The organism is Streptomyces sp. NPDC017676, assembly GCF_044329325.1.
In the GTDB taxonomy this organism is placed as follows: domain Bacteria; phylum Actinomycetota; class Actinomycetes; order Streptomycetales; family Streptomycetaceae; genus Streptomyces.
This window is the reverse complement of the sequence record NZ_JBIRJA010000001.1, coordinates 305,926-321,359: the sequence shown is the minus strand read 5'-3', so window position 1 is coordinate 321,359 and position 15,434 is coordinate 305,926. Positions and strand designations below refer to the sequence as shown.

Genomic DNA, 15,434 nt, shown 5'->3' with positions numbered 1-15,434 from the left:
CCACCCGGGCACCCGACAGAGGGAAAAACGCATCACATGTTCAGTACGAAGAAGATCGTGGCTGCCTCGGGACTGCTCGGCAGCCTCGCCCTGACCTGTGTCGGCGCCACCCAGGCGTACGCCGGAAGCGGCCCGGGAACCTGCACCCGGGATCTCCTGGGCGACCTCACCTGCACACAGCGGATCACGGGCGAGATCCCCGAAGACGGCGTCATCCCCCACCACGAGAACTGCCAGAAGGTGGAGCCCCTCACCCTGCCCGCCGCCCTGGGCAACGGCCGGACACGGCTCGGACCCGAGGTGACCTGCTCCCCCACCACACGGGGAGTACCCGAAGAGGCCGAGGGCCGGCCGGAGTCACCCAGCCTCTGGCGCTGACCCCGGCAACCACAGCCCCCGGGCCGACGCATCACGGCACCTCTACGACATAAGAGGGATCGACGCGACATGTGGAGTGTAGATCCTGAATTACTACTCAATGCCCACATAAGCTCACGTTGAGTAGTCAGGCCAGGCACCGTGTCTGGGTCAGAAAGGGTCAAACATGCGTAAGTTTCAGCGCGCTGCGATCGTAGCGGCGGCGGTTATGGGGCTGTCCACCCTCGGCGCCGGGGTCGGCTTCGCCCACGGCGGCGACGACGCGGCTCCGGAGGTCACTGCCGTGGCCAACTCGTCGGCGAACGCGGTGGCCGTCGGTGGCGGTTACTACGTGCAGCCGCAGGACAAGCACGAGGCCCAGCCGGAGGAGCAGAGGTACGCCGAGCCCGAGCAGGGCGACGGCGAGCACGAGCAGGGCTACGGCGAGCACGAGGGCGAGTAAGACGTAACGGGGCCCATCCCCTCGGCGCCACGGCAACGGGCGCATCAACCTCCTTCGGAAGCCTGATGCACATCGCACGAACTCGACGCTCCGGTCCCGCACCGGCTCGATCCGTTCGACGGTGTGCCGAGTGACACCCCATCGCGAACTCAGCCCGGACGCGCGGCAATCCAACGGCGCGCGTCCGGGCTGCCGCCATCCCGCCCACGCGTTCGGCTCACGGCGCGCCCAGGCGCAGGATGATCTGTTCCGACCTTCTCGGGCCCGGGCGCACGCCGGTGAACGGCACAGGCGCCCGGGCCTCCGTCGTAAAGGAAAGCGACACATGTTCAGTCTCCAGAAGATCGCCACCGTCTCGGGACTCGTCGGCGGTCTCGCCCTGGTGTGCGTCGGCGCCGGACACGCCTACGCAGACGCGCTTCCGGGTGGCTGCAAGACCACTGAGCAGGGGGGCACCGTCTGCGTCCACAAGACCGAGACCCAGACCGACAAGGACGGCACACACACCCTCAAGCAGGAGCAGAACTGCTCGACGGCGGACCGGCCACGCGTGGTGTTCCCGGAGGACGAACTGACGAGCACTGGATCCGCCGGCGTGGGACAGGTCGTCGACTGCTCCAACAGGGCGGAGCTGCCCGAGGGCTTCAGGAAGCCGAACATCGAGTTCTGAGGAACACCGCGGACCGCCGGGCCGGGAGCGATCCCGGCCCGGCATTTCCTTTCCGCGGACTTACATTCGCCCGCCGATTCGGCGGCATGTTCACCGGACACAGAAGAATTCCCCGTACCCCGGCCGATGGCCGGTACGGGGAATCGACGTCCGCTCTACTAGCCGCCGAAGCTGTTGTTGCAACCCATCGTCGAGCCGATGTGGGTGGCCTGGGCTCCGGGGTTGCCCTCGCCGTTCAGCAGGTTGCCGCCCAGGCCGTTGCCGATACCGACCTCGCCGAGGACGTCGGCGTTCAGGTCGTGCGACGAGCAGGTGCTGCTCTGCTTGACGTCGAACTTGTCGCCTCCCTTGCCCCAGCCCTGGTCGGCGTGGGCGGCGCCGGCGCCGAGGAGCCCGACACTCCCGAACGCGGCGACGAGGACGGCGGCCATGCGAAGCTTGTGCATGTCATCTCCCGTGAGGTGAGGGTGGGTGCGATCTACGAGAGACCGACTTTCGTGCGTTCACGAAGACTGGTACGTCGTCCCGGAAAGCCGGCGACGCGATGAATCCGACTGGTGCTCTCGGAAGCGGTGGGCCTGCTGGTGCGTGCGAATGGTCCCGGCACCCTGCTTGATGCTCGGTTGCCGGGACCATTGATCGTCCGACGCCTGTGGCGCCGGACAGGACTCTTAGAGGGCGCTGTTGTTGCAGCCCATCGTCGAGCCGATGTTGGTGGCCTGGGCGCCCGGGTTGCCCTCGCCGTTGAGCCCGTTGCCCAGCAGGCCGCCGAGCAGGCCCACCTCGCCGAGGACGTCGAGGTTCAGGTCGTGCGACTTGCACTGCGAGCTCTGCGTGATCTTGAACTTGTCGCCGTGCTCACCGCCCTTGCCGCCACCCTGGCCCGCGTGGGCCGTGCCGCTCACGAGTCCGATGGTGCCGAGCGCGGCGACCAGGACGGCAACGTTGCGAAGCTTGCGCATGTCATCTCCGAGTGGATGTCGGTGAGTTCGATCTGTGCCCGATCGACTCGTCTCAGTTAGGGGAGACTAATACGAAATACCCCAAAAAGGACATCGACGCGCCGCACTCATGAACTCGCGACAGCAATGACCCGAAAGGAGGTCGCATCAGGTGTCTGCGCCCCGTCGAGCGCGGTCCGGCAACCGTGCCGGGCGCCGGGTGTGTCGGCGTCCGGTAGCGCTACTGCCGCATCGCGGTCGCGCTGGCGAGGGAGTTCGCCTGGCTGTTGGCCTGGGTGCACTCGATGCCACGCGTCTCCGACGCCGCGAGCAGGGCGACCGGAATGTTCGCGTCGAGCAACGTCTGGGGGCTGCATTCCTGGTACGGACGGAACAGGTTGTTCTGGTGAACCGGGGAGCCCTGTTGCGACTGCGGGGCCTGCGGGGTGACTTGCGGACTGATCTGCGGGTTCACCTGCGGGTTGATCTGCGGAGCGATCTCGGTGCCCCGCTGCGGGGGCGTCTGGCGCAGGACCGGTGAGCCATACGTCTGCGCGGTCGCCTGGGACGAGGTGGCCGCGGTGGCCTGGGCGTCCGGCTGTGAAGCGGGCGGCGGCACGGCCCCGTTGTAGGCGGTGGGAGTGGCGGCGGAGCTTGGGCCGGCGCCGACGGCGGACAGACCACCGGCTGCTGCGACGACGAGCGCGACTTGCTGAAGCTTGCGCATGGAATCCTCGGCCCTTCTTGACCTGTGCACTGAACCTGGGGAATTGCTGATACGGCAGCACAGTTGTCGCTGTTCTTGCTGCCCTCTCTGCGGCGACGGAGCATCGCGCTTGGCTCCTGAGGAACGATGCGGGAGCGGACTCAGATACGGGCGCCCTCTAGGGGTCACCCATTTGACTCAAAGGCGCGTGGGACGCGGACGTAATGCCGCCCGTCGGAGCAAACGGGTGATGGCTCTCAAGAGCCGTGACCACGGCGCGGAATAGTCGTTCCAACGGGGAGAGGGGCAGCGGCCGTCAATCCGAGCAGGGATGAGGGGATTCGCTGTCGGCTCCGACGCGAAGTCCGCGTGCTGCTCAGCATTACCGCTGCTGACCGTGCAGTGCGGGTAACCGCATCCCGCCGCACGCGTGACCGCGCTGAATGCAACGTTTCAGGTATCGAAGGGCCGAGGGTTTCATGCGCAAGCTTCACAGGGCCGCGCTCGTTGTAGCGGCGGCCGGCGGTCTGTCCGCCATCGGCGTCGGCGTCAGCCATGCCGACACGCCCGCCGGGCCTGGCGGTCCCGCTCCGGCGCCGGCTCCCGAGTATCCCGCTTACCAGGCCCCGCCTCCCCAGTACGCGCAGCCCGCCCCGGCCCCTCAGCAGGCCCCGCCCCAGTACGCGCAGCCGGCTCCCCCGCAGGCCCCGCCGCCCCAGTACGCGCAGCCCGCCCCGGCCCCTCAGCAGGCCCCGCCCCAGTACGCGCAGCCGGCTCCCCCGCAGGCCCCGCCGCCCCAGTACGCACAGCCGGCGCCGCGCCAGCAGACCGGCTACGCCACGGCCTCGGCCACGTCGCTCGGGACGGCACAGGCCTCCTCCACGCCTTACCCGCAGCAGGCCGCTCCCCCGCAGCCGGTCCAGGCCGCTCCCCCACAGCGGGCGCAGGTGGTGCCCCAGGTCATGCCTCAGGTCATGCCGCAGGTCGCCCCTCAGGTGGCGATGCCCCAGGCGTTCGCCCCGGAACCTCCAGCGCACGTCGCCCCGCAGGTGAACCCCCAGGTGAACCCTCAGGTCAACCCGCTCCTCAACCCGCATATCACGCCGGGGAGCGTGCCGGAACTGGCTCCGGTCGGCCTCGGGCAGGTCGCGGCGCCACCCGTCGGCCAGCTGGGGCTTCCCCGGCTCGGCTGACAGCCTCACCGAAATCCCGACCCGATCTGGTGCAGATCGCGTCCCCTCAACCAACGGAGAACCCATGCGCACGATTCACAAGGCGGTCCTCGTGGGCCTCGTCCTCGGCAGTGTCGGCTCCTTCGGCGGCAACGCCGCGTTCGCACACGGTGAGCCGGGCCACGACGTCGACATCACGCAGGGCGTCGAGTGCCGCTCGCACGACATGAACATCGAGGTGATCGGCAGCATCGGTGCGATCACCGGCCTGGCGGGCAACCTGCTGAACGGTGAAGGCAACCCCGGCGCGCAGCAGAGCCACCTCGGTTCGGACATGGGCTGCAACAACCAGGCGTTCTGACGGCCTCGCCGCCCGCGGCCCCGGGCACGCACAGACCATTCCGCCGGGACCACGCCAGTGCCATCGCATGTGGCGTGTCTCGTGGTCCGTGCGTGCCCTTTTCCACGCGAAGACGCCGCCGACCGGGCCCTGCACGGCCGACGGCCAGCGACCGCGTTCCGCGGTTCCCCAGGACCGCTCAGGGAACGCGGTGCTGTCGTGCACGACAACCGACAGCCGCTACGCGGACCGGTCTGCCCGGACCCGTCCGAACGTGTCACGGGCCCCGGAAGTTCTTCGCATGACTTCCGGGGCCCTGACCGAAGGGAAAGCGCCCCTCCAACGACACGGCGCCTCTGGAGTCACACGCCGGTTCCTCCCGTGCTCCGGCGATCACGCCCCGTGGGGGTGTCGGACAGGGCCGGCGCCCGTCGGTGATTCGGGCACCGGCCCCGGGGCCGTCACGTCGCCGGTTCGGGACTGCGGGGCCGGGAGAGGGCTTGGCGGCCCCGCAGCACTGGTCCGAACCGGAGCGCACTCGCGGACGTGGGGCCGCTTCAGCGGACGTGGCCCCCGCTGAAGCGGCGGTACAGGATCCCTCCCGTGAGGATGAGCGCGACGCTGCCCGCCAGGGCGGGCGCCGTGAGGTCCGTACCGGTGTGGGCCAGCGAGGATGCCACCGGGTGCGGGGCGGGGTGGGACCGGGCGGAAGCCGGGGGCCTCGGGGCCCGCGGCTTCGGGACCGCGGAGTGCCGGGCCGGGCTCGGGTGGTCGCCGGATTCGTTGACCGAGTGGTTGCCGAAGACCGGGTTGCCCACGCCGACCACGTTGACACTGTTCCCGGAGACGTTCACCGGCAGGTGGATCGGGAGCTGGAGGTCGTTGCCCGACAGCAGCCCGGGCGAGTCCGCGGTGCTGCCGTGAGCCGACGCCCCACCGGACGCGACCGACGCGCCGCCGTCGCCCGTGCCGCCGGCCTTCGCCGCGCCATGGGTCCGCGCAACGCCGGCCTTCGCCGTACCGCTCTTCGCGGCACCCGCGGTCTTCGCCGCACCGCCGTTCACACAGGTGTTGCCCGCGGCCGGATTGAGCAGTCCCACCACGTCGGCGGTGTTGCCGCAGATGTTCACCGGCACGTGCACAGGGATCTGGACGTTGTTGCCGGAGAGCACCCCGGGCGAGCCGGCCGCCGTTGCCTCTGCACCGGCCCCGTCGGCCGCGAAGGCGGCGGACACCGGGAACGCCACGACCATCGCGCCGGACGCGGCGGCGACGGCGAACACACCGTTTCGGGTAGTCCGTCTCATTGGTTTCCTGCCTTCCTGACATCATCGCGGGCACTCACCCGCACCCACATAAAACGGACGGGCCCCATCCGGAGTTATGGCGTGCCGCTCGCGAGTTGCTCCGGGCGGGCTTCCGGCCCTCCCCGTTCGCAGCGAGTCACATACCGGCCTCATACCCCCTAGGGGTATAGTATGGCTGAGTGGGGGTCCCCCAAGGACCCCACCGGCCCCGAACACCTCTACGAGGAGCAACGATGACCGCTCAGACCGACACCACGGGCCCCGTCACCACCGTCTACAAGGTGACCGGCATGAGCTGTGGCCACTGCGAGGGCTCCGTCTCCGGCGAGATCTCCCAGATCCCCGGCGTCAGCTCGGTGAAGGCCGTCGCGTCGACCGGCGAGGTGACCGTCGTCTCCGAGACCCCGCTGGACGAGGAGGCCGTACGCGCCGCCGTGGACGAGGCCGGTTTCGAGCTGGCCGGCCAGGCCTGAGGAAGACCCTCCGTTTCCCCGACCCGGGCCCTGCCGACCAGCTGATACTGGATCCGTACGGCCCGGTCCGATGTCTGGAGTCCGGACATGACCAGCACCACCGCAGAAACCGCGGAGACAGCCGCGGCCACCGGCACCACCTCCGACGTCGAGCTGCTCATCGGCGGGATGACCTGCGCCTCCTGCGCCGCCCGGGTGGAGAAGAAGCTCAACCGGATGGACGGCGTCAGCGCCACCGTCAACTTCGCCACCGAGAAGGCCAAGGTCACCTTCGCCGACGGCGTCCAGGTCGCCGACCTGATCGCCACCGTGGAGAAGACCGGCTACACCGCCGAGGAGCCCCCACCACCGCGGCCCGCGCCCGGGACGGAACCGGAAGCACCCGGACCGGACGCCGAACTGGGCGTCCTGCGCCACCGCCTGCTCGTCTCCGCGCTGCTCGCCGCCCCCGTGGTCCTGCTGTCGATGATCCCCGCGCTGCAGTTCGACAACTGGCAGTGGCTCTCGCTCACCCTCGCCGCGCCGGTCGTCGTCTGGGGCGGCGCCCCCTTCCACCGGGCCGCCTGGACCAATCTCCGGCACGGCGCCGCCACCATGGACACCCTCGTCTCGGTCGGCACGCTCGCCGCGTTCGGCTGGTCGCTGTGGGCGCTGTTCTTCGGCGACGCCGGCATGCCGGGCATGCACGACGAGTTCCGCCTCACCGTCTCCCGCATGGACGGCGCCTCCACGATCTACCTGGAGGTCGCCGCCGGAGTCGTCGCGCTGATCCTGCTCGGCCGCTATCTGGAGGCCCGGTCCAAGCGCCGCGCGGGCGCCGCCCTGAAGGCCCTGATGGAGCTGGGCGCCAAGGACGTGGCCGTGCTGCGCGAGGGCCGCGAGGTCCGGATACCGGTGTCGTCCCTGGCCGTCGGCGACCGGTTCGTCGTCCGGCCCGGCGAGAAGATCGCCACCGACGGCACAGTGGTCGAGGGCGTCTCGGCGGTGGACGCCTCCATGCTGACCGGCGAGTCGGTACCGGTGGACGTCGGCCCCGGCGACCGGGTCACCGGCGCCACGGTCAACGCGGGCGGCCGGCTGGTCGTGGAGGCCGCCCGGGTCGGCGCGGACACCCAGCTCGCCCGGATGGCGAAGCTGGTCGAGGACGCGCAGAACGGCAAGGCCGAGGTGCAGCGGCTCGCCGACCGGATCTCCGCCGTCTTCGTCCCCGTGGTCATCCTCATCGCGCTCGGCACCTTCGGCGTCTGGCTGGGCGTCACCGGCGACACCGTGGCCGCGTTCACCGCCGCCGTCGCCGTCCTGATCATCGCCTGCCCCTGCGCACTGGGCCTGGCCACCCCGACCGCGCTGATGGTCGGCACCGGGCGCGGCGCCCAGCTCGGCATCCTGATCAAGGGCCCCGAGGTGCTGGAGTCCACCCGCCGCGTGGACACGGTCGTCCTGGACAAGACCGGTACCGTCACCACCGGCCGGATGAGCCTCCAGGCCGTGTACGTCGCCGAGGGCGAGGACGAGAAGGAGCTGCTGCGGCTCGCGGGCGCCCTGGAGCACGCCTCCGAGCACCCCGTGGCCCGTGCCGTCGCCGCCGGCGCCGAGGAACGCGCCGGAGCGCTGCCGCCGGTCGAACACTTCGAGAACGTGCCCGGACGGGGCGTGCGCGGGCGCGTGGACGGCCGCGAGGTGGCCGTGGGGCGCCTCTACGACGACCTCCCGCGGGAGGTGGCCCACGCGGCGCGCGAGGCCGAGCGGGAGGGCCGTACGGCCGTCGTGGCGGGCTGGGACGGGCGGGCCCGCGGAGTCCTCGCCGTCGCCGACGCGGTCAAGGACACCAGCGCCGGGGCGATCCGCGAGCTGCGGGCGCTGGGACTGACGCCGGTACTGCTCACCGGCGACAACCGGACCGTCGCCGAGGCGGTCGCGCGCACGGTCGGCATCGACTCCGCACACGTCTTCGCCGAGGTGCTGCCCGAGGACAAGGTGGACGTCGTACGACGGCTCCAGCGCGAGGGGCGGGCCGTGGCCATGGTCGGCGACGGGGTGAACGACGCCGCCGCGCTCGCCACGGCGGACCTGGGACTGGCCATGGGCACCGGCACGGACGCGGCGATCGAGGCCGGCGACCTGACCCTGGTGCGCGGGGACCTGCGGGTGGCCGCGGACGCGATCCGGCTGTCCCGGCGGACGCTGGCCACCATCAAGGGCAACCTCGTGTGGGCCTTCGGCTACAACGTCGCCGCGCTGCCGCTGGCCGCCGCGGGGCTGCTCAACCCCATGATCGCGGGGGCGGCGATGGCCTTCTCCTCGGTGTTCGTGGTGACGAACAGCCTGCGGCTGCGCGCCTTCCGGTAGGGCGCGGCAATTGCCGGGGCGGATGTCCCGGTCCCCCTGGAGTCCGGCGCGAGCCTCACATAAGCTCTTCACAAGGCTCGCGCATCATCCTTACGCTTGAGCCCCGATCGCCGTATCGGGGCTCTTGCGCACCTAAAGGACATATGCAAGAGACGCAGATCACAGTGATGCGAACGTAACCATCGAAGGGGTTCGAGGGTCTAAGTTGGCGATGTCAGCCCAGCGTCTTGGGGGGCGCTGACTGGCATCTGGGGATGTCTTGGGGGACTTCCTCAGAGATGCGTTGCCGGGGCACGCACACCGGGAAGCTTTGAGCGGCCCTTCCGGCGTGCGTTGTCCCGGCAGATCGCACCGCATCACTGGAGCAGGCCGGGTTTTGCTCGTTCTGCTCACAGACAGCGATTCAGGCGCTGTCCTCTCCGAGCGCCCGGCCGGATCCCGTGGGGGGAATCCGCACCGGGACATGGGAAGGCGCCCTGGTCGTCGGCCCGTGGGGGGACCGGCGTCTCGGGGCGCCTTCCGCTTTTTTCTGTCCGTACCGCTACGACGACTCTCCGGTCCGTGCGGCTACGACGGTCCCGTCGGGTGCCAGGACGCCACGACGGACCGTCGGGTGCCTGGAGGCTCACCGCACCCCAGGCACCCGCCAAGAAGAACTCAGCGCTCCTCGACCGGAATGAAGTCGCGCTCCACCACGCCCGTGTAGATCTGGCGCGGGCGGCCGATGCGGGAGCCCGGCTCCTTGATCATCTCGGTCCACTGGGCGATCCAGCCCGGCAGCCGGCCGAGGGCGAACAGGACCGTGAACATCTCGGTCGGGAAGCCCATGGCGCGGTAGATCAGACCGGTATAGAAGTCCACGTTCGGGTACAGCTTGCGCTCGACGAAGTAGTCGTCGGACAGCGCGTGCTCCTCCAGCTTGAGGGCGATGTCGAGGAGCTCGTCCTCCTTGCCCAGCGCGGAGAGCACGTCGTGCGCGGCGGCCTTGATGATCTTGGCGCGCGGGTCGAAGTTCTTGTAGACCCGGTGGCCGAAGCCCATCAGGCGGACGCCGTCCTCCTTGTTCTTCACCTTGCGGATGAAGGTGTCGACGTCGGAGCCCGAGTCGCGGATGCCCTCCAGCATCTCCAGCACGGACTGGTTGGCACCGCCGTGCAGCGGGCCCCACAGGGCGCTGATGCCGGCCGAGATCGACGCGAACATGTTGGCCTGGGAGGAGCCGACCAGGCGGACCGTGGAGGTCGAACAGTTCTGCTCGTGGTCGGCGTGCAGGATCAGCAGCTTGTCCAGCGCGGCGACGACGACCGGGTCGAGCTCGAACTCCTGGGCCGGCACCGAGAAGGTCATGCGCAGGAAGTTCTCGACGTAACCGAGGTCGTTGCGCGGGTAGACGAACGGGTGGCCGATCGACTTCTTGTACGCGTACGCCGCGATCGTCGGGAGCTTGGCGAGCAGCCGGATCGTGGAGAGGTCGCGCTGCGTCTCGTCGAACGGGTTGTGGCTGTCCTGGTAGAAGGTGGACAGCGCCGAGACGACCGAGGACAGCATGGCCATCGGGTGGGCGTCGCGCGGGAAGCCCTTGTAGAAGTTCTTGACGTCCTCGTGCAGCAGCGTGTGCCGCGTGATGTCGTTCTTGAACGCCGTCAGCTGGTCGACGGTGGGCAGCTCGCCGTTGATCAGCAGGTACGCCACCTCAAGGAAGGTGGAGCGCTCGGCCAGCTGCTCGATGGGGTAGCCGCGGTAGCGGAGGATGCCCGCCTCGCCGTCGAGGTAGGTGATCGCGGATTTGTAGGCGGCGGTGTTGCCGTAGCCGCTGTCCAGAGTCACCAGACCGGTCTGGGCGCGGAGCTTCCCGATGTCGAAGCCCTTGTCACCGACGGTGCTGTCGACCACCGGGTAGGTGTACTCGCCGTCGCCGTACCGCAGTACTACAGAGTTGTCGCTCACGTCTTCCCTCACCGACGTAGTGCCTCATCTTCGAGGTGCCCTGACTGTCTCTACCATCCCCCATTTGGCTCAGGAGAGTGCACTCGGGGTCGACCATTGGGCCTATCGGCGGCACTCAGTGCCGTCAACCTGCTCATCCTGCCCCCTCGAAGGGGTAACCGGAAGTGCTCTGTGACCTTCACGACTCGTTTGATCGATCATTTTCGCCGCAGGGCCGGATTCCGTGCCGCCACCGTGACTTCGGGGCCACCGCCCGTGACTTCGGGGCCCGCCGCCTTCGGGCTCAGGCCCCCAGTCTGAAGTCCAGGGCGGTGCACCGCCGCCCGGCCGACACCGTGCGCACCGCCTGCCCGATCGCCTTGCGTGAACCGACGAGAACGACCAGCTGACGGGCCCGGGTGACCGCCGTGTAGAGCAGGTTCCGCTGGAGCATCATCCATGCTCCCGTGGTGACGGGAATCACCACGGCGGGATATTCACTGCCCTGTGAGCGGTGAATGGTCACCGCGTACGCGTGGGCCAGTTCGTCCAGTTCGTCGAATTCATACGGAACCTCCTCATCCTCGTCCGTCAGCACGGTCAGGCGCTGGTCGACCGGGTCGAGCGAGGTGACGACGCCCACGGTGCCGTTGAAGACGCCGTTCTTCCCTTTCTCGTAATTGTTGCGAATCTGGGTGACCTTGTCGCCGACGCGGAAGACCCGGCCGCCGAACCGCTTCTCCTGCAGATCGGGCCGCCCGGGCGTGATGGCCTGCTGGAGCAGCCCGTTGAGCGCGCCCGCGCCGGCCGGCCCCCGGTGCATCGGCGCGAGCACCTGCACGTCACGGCGCGGGTCCAGCCCGAACTTGGCCGGAATCCGCCGCGCGGCCACGTCCACGGTGAGCCGGCCGGCGGCCTCCGTGTCGTCCTCCACGAACAGGAAGAAGTCCTTCAGCCCGGCGGTGAGCGGATGCTGCCCCGCGTTGATGCGGTGGGCGTTGGTGACGACACCGGACTGCTGGGCCTGCCGGAAGACGCGGGTGAGCCGGACGGCCGGGACGGGACTGCCGTCGGCGAGCAGATCGCGCAGGACCTCCCCCGCGCCCACGCTGGGCAACTGGTCCACGTCCCCCACGAAGAGCAGATGGGCCCCCGGCGGTACGGCCTTCACGAGCTTGTTGGCGAGCAGCAGGTCCAGCATGGAGGCCTCGTCCACGACCACCAGGTCGGCGTCGAGCGGCCGGTCCCGGTCGTAGGCGGCGTCCCCTCCGGGCTTCAGCTCCAGCAGCCGGTGCACGGTGGAGGCCTCGGCTCCGGTCAGCTCGGCCAGCCGTTTGGCGGCCCGGCCGGTCGGGGCGGCGAGCAGCACCTTGGCACGCCGGGCCCGGGCCAGCTCCACGATCGAGCGCACGGTGAACGACTTGCCGCAGCCGGGCCCGCCGGTGAGGACGGCGACCTTCTCGGTCAGCGCGAGTTTCACGGCCGCCTCCTGCTCGGGCGCGAGGTCGGCGCCGGTGCGGGATCTCAGCCACCCGAGCGCCTTGCCCCAGTCGACGTCCCGGAATCCCGGCATCCGGTCCTGGTCCGTGCGCAGAAGCCGCAGGAGCTGGGCGGCGAGGGAGAGTTCGGCGCGGTGGAAGGGGACGAGATACACGGCGCTGACGGGCTCGTCGCCGCCGTCGGGTCCGGGCACCTTCTCCCGGACGACCCCCGGATCGCCTCCGTCCTCCGGCACCTGGCCCAGCTCGCCCAGGCACTCGATGACCAGCCCGGTGTCCACCTGGAGCAGCTTCACGGCATCGGCGATCAGCCGCTCCTCCGGCAGGAAGCAGTGCCCCTGGTCGGCGGACTGCGACAGCGCGTACTGCAGGCCGGCCTTCACGCGCTCGGGACTGTCGTGCGGGATCCCGACCGACTGGGCGATCTTGTCGGCGGTGAGGAAGCCGATGCCCCAGACGTCGGCGGCCAGCTGGTAGGGGCGTTCCTTCACGACGGAGATCGACGCGTCGCCGAACTTCTTGTAGATCCGCACGGCGATGGAGGTGGACACCTCGACGGTCTGCAGGAAGAGCATGACCTCCTTGATGGCCTTCTGCTCCTCCCAGGCGTCGGCGATCTTCCTGGTGCGCTTGGGGCCGAGACCGGGAACCTCGATGAGGCGCTTGGGCTCCTCCTCGATGATCCTCAGGGTGTCGACGCCGAAGTGCTGGGTGATGCGGTCGGCGAAGACCGGCCCGATGCCCTTGACCAGCCCGGACCCCAGATAGCGCCGGATGCCCTGGACGGTGGCCGGCAGCACGGTCGTGTAGTTCTCGACGTGGAACTGCTTGCCGTACTGCGGATGCGACCCCCAGCGGCCCTCCATCCGGAGGGACTCACCGACCTGGGCACCGAGGAGCGCGCCGACCACCGTGAGGAGATCCCCGGCGCCTCTGCCGGTGTCGACCCGGGCCACCGTGTACCCGTTCTCCTCGTTGGCGTACGTGATCCGCTCCAGCACGCCTTCGACCACGGCAAGACGCCGTTCGCCGGTCTGGGTCCCCGCCTGTTGAGCCATGATCCGACGGTACCGGTGAGGTCTGACACCGGCCCACTGGTACCGGCCCCATCGCCTCTGACCCATCGCCTCTGGCCCATCCCGACGCGGGGCTCCCGCCGGACCTCCTCGCCGCGCTCAGAGGGGGTTGAGGCGGGCCTTGAGCAGGCAGAACTCATTGCCCTCGGGGTCGGCGAGAACGTGCCAGGACTCCTCGCCGGTCTGACCGATGTCGGCCGGGCGCGCCCCGAGCTCCAAGAGGCGTTCGAGCTCGGCGTCCTGATCGCGGTCGGTGGCGTTGACGTCGATGTGCAAACGCGGCTTCCCCGGCTCCGGCTCGGCCCTGCGGCTGAGGAAGAGCGTCGGCTGCGCGCCGCCGAACCCTTCCCGCGGCCCGATCTCGATACTGCCGTCCTCTTCGCGCCCCAGCACCACGAAGTCCAGGACCTCGCACCAGAACCGCGCCAGCACCTCGGGTTCACGGCAACCGAGCACGAGCTCACTGATACGACATGCCATGGACGGAACCTGCTCTCAGCGTGGGACGGCCGGTGCGGCCACGCGGACCGGACGGGCTCCGCGCGGCGGGAACACGCCGAGACCGTACCGGGCGGGGGGAGCGGGTGCGAAGGGTTTTGGGTCCTAGGGGTGGGGGTGGTGGTGGGGGTGAGGGTGCTGGTGTGTCTTCAGGGCTTCGAGGAAGGCGGCGAAGGCGGGGGCGGGGAAGGTGAGGGTGGCCCGGGTGGGGTTCTTGGAGTCGCGGACGGAGGTGTGGGTGGGGGTGGGGGCTATCTCTACGCAGTCGTCGCCCTCGCCGTCTCCGGAGTAGGACGACTTTCGCCAGTTACTCGGGGCGGTCATGCTGTGCCTCACAGTTCTTTCGCCAGCCGCTGGATGAAATCACGCGAGTGTCCGGGCTCCAACGCCATCGCTCTCACGTGGTGGAACCGCGCGCGGTACGTGGCCAGTTGCTAAGCGAGCGAGCGGCCCGGAACAGCGGTGGCCCAGCGGCGACGGGCCCTCGGGTTGGGTGGGTACGCATCGTCGGCGGGGGGTGCGGGCGCGTCTCGCCTGCACGCCGGGTGAGCCAAGCGGCGAACGGCCGGTGGTGGGGGGCGCGACCGCCTCTCGCCTGCACGCCGGGACGGCTTGGCGGCGAACGGCCGGTGGAGAGGCGCGCGCGGACGCGGCCCCGCCCGCACGCCGGGACGGCTTGGCGGCGAACGGTCGGTGGAGAGGCGCGGACGCGGCCCCGCCCGCACACCGGGACGGCTCGGCGGCGAACGGCCGGTGGGGGGTGGAGGCGGGAGATTGGCAGATCTGTGCCAGGGGGGTGGGCGTAAGGCGCAGGTGGGGTGGGGCGGGGGTGGAACAGATCTGCCTATTGGACTCAGCGGGAGCCGCGGTGGGTGGGGCTAGCGGCGGTGGCGAGGCTTGTCCTGGCGTGGGGGGAGCGTCAGGGTGATTTGGCGGACCAGTTGCTGGAAGCAGGCCAGGGACGCGCACGCGGGGAGGGCGGCGCCGGCGATACCCGTGATCGTTCGGTCGGCCTGGGCCACGCACAGCATCATCGCGACGGATGAGAACAGCAGGACGATGAACCACGAGTGCAGGGCTCGGCGCTGATGCAAGGCGCTTCGCAGGACGGAGAGGGAAGCCACCATCCAGGGGCCGTACACGAGAATGGGCCACCAGGCGATCATCTCGCTGCTCGTGCCCGACGTGATGTTCCGCAGTGGCCCGTAGGCCGCCATTCCGCCGAATACGCTGACCATCGCGGCGATGACGGAAACGAATGCGGCGATCACGAAGCTGCTGGTCTGCAACCATTTGACTCGGATTTTCCGCACCCGGCTCTTGCGGTGTGCGGCTCCGGCGGAGGGGCGTCGGATGGGCGGCAGTTGCGCGGTGATCCGGGCCAGGTTCTCCATCGGGTCGGCGTAGTCGACGGGGGACGACGGCTCGTTGCGCGGGGGCGGGACCACGGCCGGCTGCTCGGCCGGGATGGCCTCCTGCAGGAGGTAGGCGAGCTCCTCGGCCGGGTCCCAGCCCGAGTCGGGGGGCACCAGGGGGGACTCCGGGTCCAGGGCCTCGACGGGGCTGCTGTGCCAGACGGTACCCACCGTGTAAGGGGGTGTGTCCGCGTACCGTTCACGCCGGGCGAAGGAGGAACCCGCATAGTCGTGATTCATGG

Annotated in this window: 16 protein-coding genes; 7 read left to right on the top strand and 9 right to left on the bottom strand. The window is 69.9% G+C overall.

The genetic code is table 11. The features are described from left to right. Nucleotides 1–36: 36 nt before the first annotated feature. From ACH4LD_RS01435 to ACH4LD_RS01425, 3 genes are all read left to right on the top strand, one after another. Nucleotides 37–378, top strand: coding sequence for a hypothetical protein (locus ACH4LD_RS01435; protein WP_398053180.1), 342 nt, complete (start codon nt 37–39; stop codon nt 376–378). A 208-nt stretch (nt 379–586) separates the two neighbouring features. Beyond that, nucleotides 587–820 carry a hypothetical protein gene (locus ACH4LD_RS01430; RefSeq protein WP_398053179.1) on the top strand — a complete coding sequence of 78 codons (234 nt, stop codon included), beginning with the start codon at nt 587–589 and terminating at the stop codon, nt 818–820. Nucleotides 821–1,145: 325 nt separating this feature from the next. Further along, nucleotides 1,146–1,490: a hypothetical protein gene (locus tag ACH4LD_RS01425; RefSeq protein ID WP_398053178.1), complete on the top strand. Its 345-nt coding sequence runs from the start codon at nt 1,146–1,148 to the stop codon at nt 1,488–1,490. Between the two features lie 158 nt (nt 1,491–1,648). Here ACH4LD_RS01425 and ACH4LD_RS01420 read toward each other — a convergent pair whose 3' ends face one another. The 3 genes from ACH4LD_RS01420 to ACH4LD_RS01410 form a co-directional block, all read right to left on the bottom strand. After that, nucleotides 1,649–1,936, bottom strand: coding sequence for a hypothetical protein (locus tag ACH4LD_RS01420; protein ID WP_398053177.1), 288 nt, complete (start codon nt 1,934–1,936; stop codon nt 1,649–1,651). A gap of 225 nt (nt 1,937–2,161) precedes the next feature. Further along, a complete protein-coding gene (locus tag ACH4LD_RS01415) occupies nt 2,162–2,452 on the bottom strand; it encodes a hypothetical protein (protein ID WP_132786159.1) in 291 nt (96 codons plus the stop codon). Between the two features lie 220 nt (nt 2,453–2,672). Next, nucleotides 2,673–3,158, bottom strand: coding sequence for a hypothetical protein (locus ACH4LD_RS01410; RefSeq protein ID WP_398053176.1), 486 nt, complete (start codon nt 3,156–3,158; stop codon nt 2,673–2,675). 458 nt (nt 3,159–3,616) lie between these two features. On the opposite strand from ACH4LD_RS01410, the gene ACH4LD_RS01405 reads away from it, so the two are divergent. Beyond that, nucleotides 3,617–4,330, top strand: a complete 714-nt coding sequence (locus ACH4LD_RS01405) for a hypothetical protein (RefSeq protein ID WP_398053175.1) — start codon at nt 3,617–3,619, stop codon at nt 4,328–4,330. A 64-nt stretch (nt 4,331–4,394) separates the two neighbouring features. Continuing rightward, nucleotides 4,395–4,670, top strand: a complete 276-nt coding sequence (locus ACH4LD_RS01400; protein WP_398053174.1) for a hypothetical protein — start codon at nt 4,395–4,397, stop codon at nt 4,668–4,670. Nucleotides 4,671–5,206: 536 nt separating this feature from the next. On the opposite strand, the gene ACH4LD_RS01395 is transcribed toward ACH4LD_RS01400, so the two are convergent. Then, nucleotides 5,207–5,956, bottom strand: a complete 750-nt coding sequence (locus ACH4LD_RS01395; RefSeq protein ID WP_398106151.1) for a chaplin — start codon at nt 5,954–5,956, stop codon at nt 5,207–5,209. 233 nt (nt 5,957–6,189) lie between these two features. On the opposite strand from ACH4LD_RS01395, the gene ACH4LD_RS01390 reads away from it, so the two are divergent. Continuing rightward, nucleotides 6,190–6,429 carry a heavy-metal-associated domain-containing protein gene (locus ACH4LD_RS01390; protein WP_398053172.1) on the top strand — a complete coding sequence of 80 codons (240 nt, stop codon included), beginning with the start codon at nt 6,190–6,192 and terminating at the stop codon, nt 6,427–6,429. An 87-nt stretch (nt 6,430–6,516) separates the two neighbouring features. After that, nucleotides 6,517–8,778, top strand: a complete 2,262-nt coding sequence (locus ACH4LD_RS01385) for a heavy metal translocating P-type ATPase (RefSeq protein WP_398053171.1) — start codon at nt 6,517–6,519, stop codon at nt 8,776–8,778. A 657-nt stretch (nt 8,779–9,435) separates the two neighbouring features. Here ACH4LD_RS01385 and ACH4LD_RS01380 read toward each other — a convergent pair. The 5 genes from ACH4LD_RS01380 to ACH4LD_RS01360 form a co-directional block, all read right to left on the bottom strand. Beyond that, the gene (locus ACH4LD_RS01380; protein WP_398053170.1) at nt 9,436–10,725 is read right to left on the bottom strand and encodes a citrate synthase; all 1,290 of its coding nucleotides are present in this window, start codon (nt 10,723–10,725) and stop codon (nt 9,436–9,438) included. A 283-nt stretch (nt 10,726–11,008) separates the two neighbouring features. Then, nucleotides 11,009–13,261, bottom strand: coding sequence for an ATP-dependent RecD-like DNA helicase (locus ACH4LD_RS01375; RefSeq protein ID WP_398053169.1), 2,253 nt, complete (start codon nt 13,259–13,261; stop codon nt 11,009–11,011). A 117-nt stretch (nt 13,262–13,378) separates the two neighbouring features. Beyond that, nucleotides 13,379–13,759, bottom strand: a complete 381-nt coding sequence (locus tag ACH4LD_RS01370; RefSeq protein ID WP_398053168.1) for a VOC family protein — start codon at nt 13,757–13,759, stop codon at nt 13,379–13,381. A 123-nt stretch (nt 13,760–13,882) separates the two neighbouring features. After that, nucleotides 13,883–14,101, bottom strand: coding sequence for a DUF397 domain-containing protein (locus ACH4LD_RS01365; RefSeq protein ID WP_398053167.1), 219 nt, complete (start codon nt 14,099–14,101; stop codon nt 13,883–13,885). 554 nt (nt 14,102–14,655) lie between these two features. Continuing rightward, nucleotides 14,656–15,363, bottom strand: a complete 708-nt coding sequence (locus ACH4LD_RS01360) for a DUF2637 domain-containing protein (RefSeq protein WP_398053595.1) — start codon at nt 15,361–15,363, stop codon at nt 14,656–14,658. Between the last annotated feature and the right edge of the window lie 71 nt (nt 15,364–15,434).

Excerpts from the sequence above, each read along its gene's own strand:
- ACH4LD_RS01420 (WP_398053177.1), bottom strand. The coding sequence starts at position 1,936 with ATGCACAAGCTTCGCATGGCCGCCGTCCTCGTCGCCGCGTTCGGGAGT.
- ACH4LD_RS01375 (WP_398053169.1), bottom strand. The coding sequence starts at position 13,261 with ATGGCTCAACAGGCGGGGACCCAGACCGGCGAACGGCGTCTTGCCGTG.
- ACH4LD_RS01410 (WP_398053176.1), bottom strand. The coding sequence starts at position 3,158 with ATGCGCAAGCTTCAGCAAGTCGCGCTCGTCGTCGCAGCAGCCGGTGGT.
- ACH4LD_RS01405 (WP_398053175.1), top strand. The coding sequence starts at position 3,617 with ATGCGCAAGCTTCACAGGGCCGCGCTCGTTGTAGCGGCGGCCGGCGGT.
- ACH4LD_RS01395 (WP_398106151.1), bottom strand. The coding sequence starts at position 5,956 with ATGAGACGGACTACCCGAAACGGTGTGTTCGCCGTCGCCGCCGCGTCC.
- ACH4LD_RS01435 (WP_398053180.1), top strand. The coding sequence starts at position 37 with ATGTTCAGTACGAAGAAGATCGTGGCTGCCTCGGGACTGCTCGGCAGC.
- ACH4LD_RS01390 (WP_398053172.1), top strand. The coding sequence starts at position 6,190 with ATGACCGCTCAGACCGACACCACGGGCCCCGTCACCACCGTCTACAAG.
- ACH4LD_RS01425 (WP_398053178.1), top strand. The coding sequence starts at position 1,146 with ATGTTCAGTCTCCAGAAGATCGCCACCGTCTCGGGACTCGTCGGCGGT.
- ACH4LD_RS01370 (WP_398053168.1), bottom strand. The coding sequence starts at position 13,759 with ATGGCATGTCGTATCAGTGAGCTCGTGCTCGGTTGCCGTGAACCCGAG.
- ACH4LD_RS01430 (WP_398053179.1), top strand. The coding sequence starts at position 587 with ATGGGGCTGTCCACCCTCGGCGCCGGGGTCGGCTTCGCCCACGGCGGC.
- ACH4LD_RS01415 (WP_132786159.1), bottom strand. The coding sequence starts at position 2,452 with ATGCGCAAGCTTCGCAACGTTGCCGTCCTGGTCGCCGCGCTCGGCACC.
- ACH4LD_RS01400 (WP_398053174.1), top strand. The coding sequence starts at position 4,395 with ATGCGCACGATTCACAAGGCGGTCCTCGTGGGCCTCGTCCTCGGCAGT.
- ACH4LD_RS01385 (WP_398053171.1), top strand. The coding sequence starts at position 6,517 with ATGACCAGCACCACCGCAGAAACCGCGGAGACAGCCGCGGCCACCGGC.
- ACH4LD_RS01365 (WP_398053167.1), bottom strand. The coding sequence starts at position 14,101 with ATGACCGCCCCGAGTAACTGGCGAAAGTCGTCCTACTCCGGAGACGGC.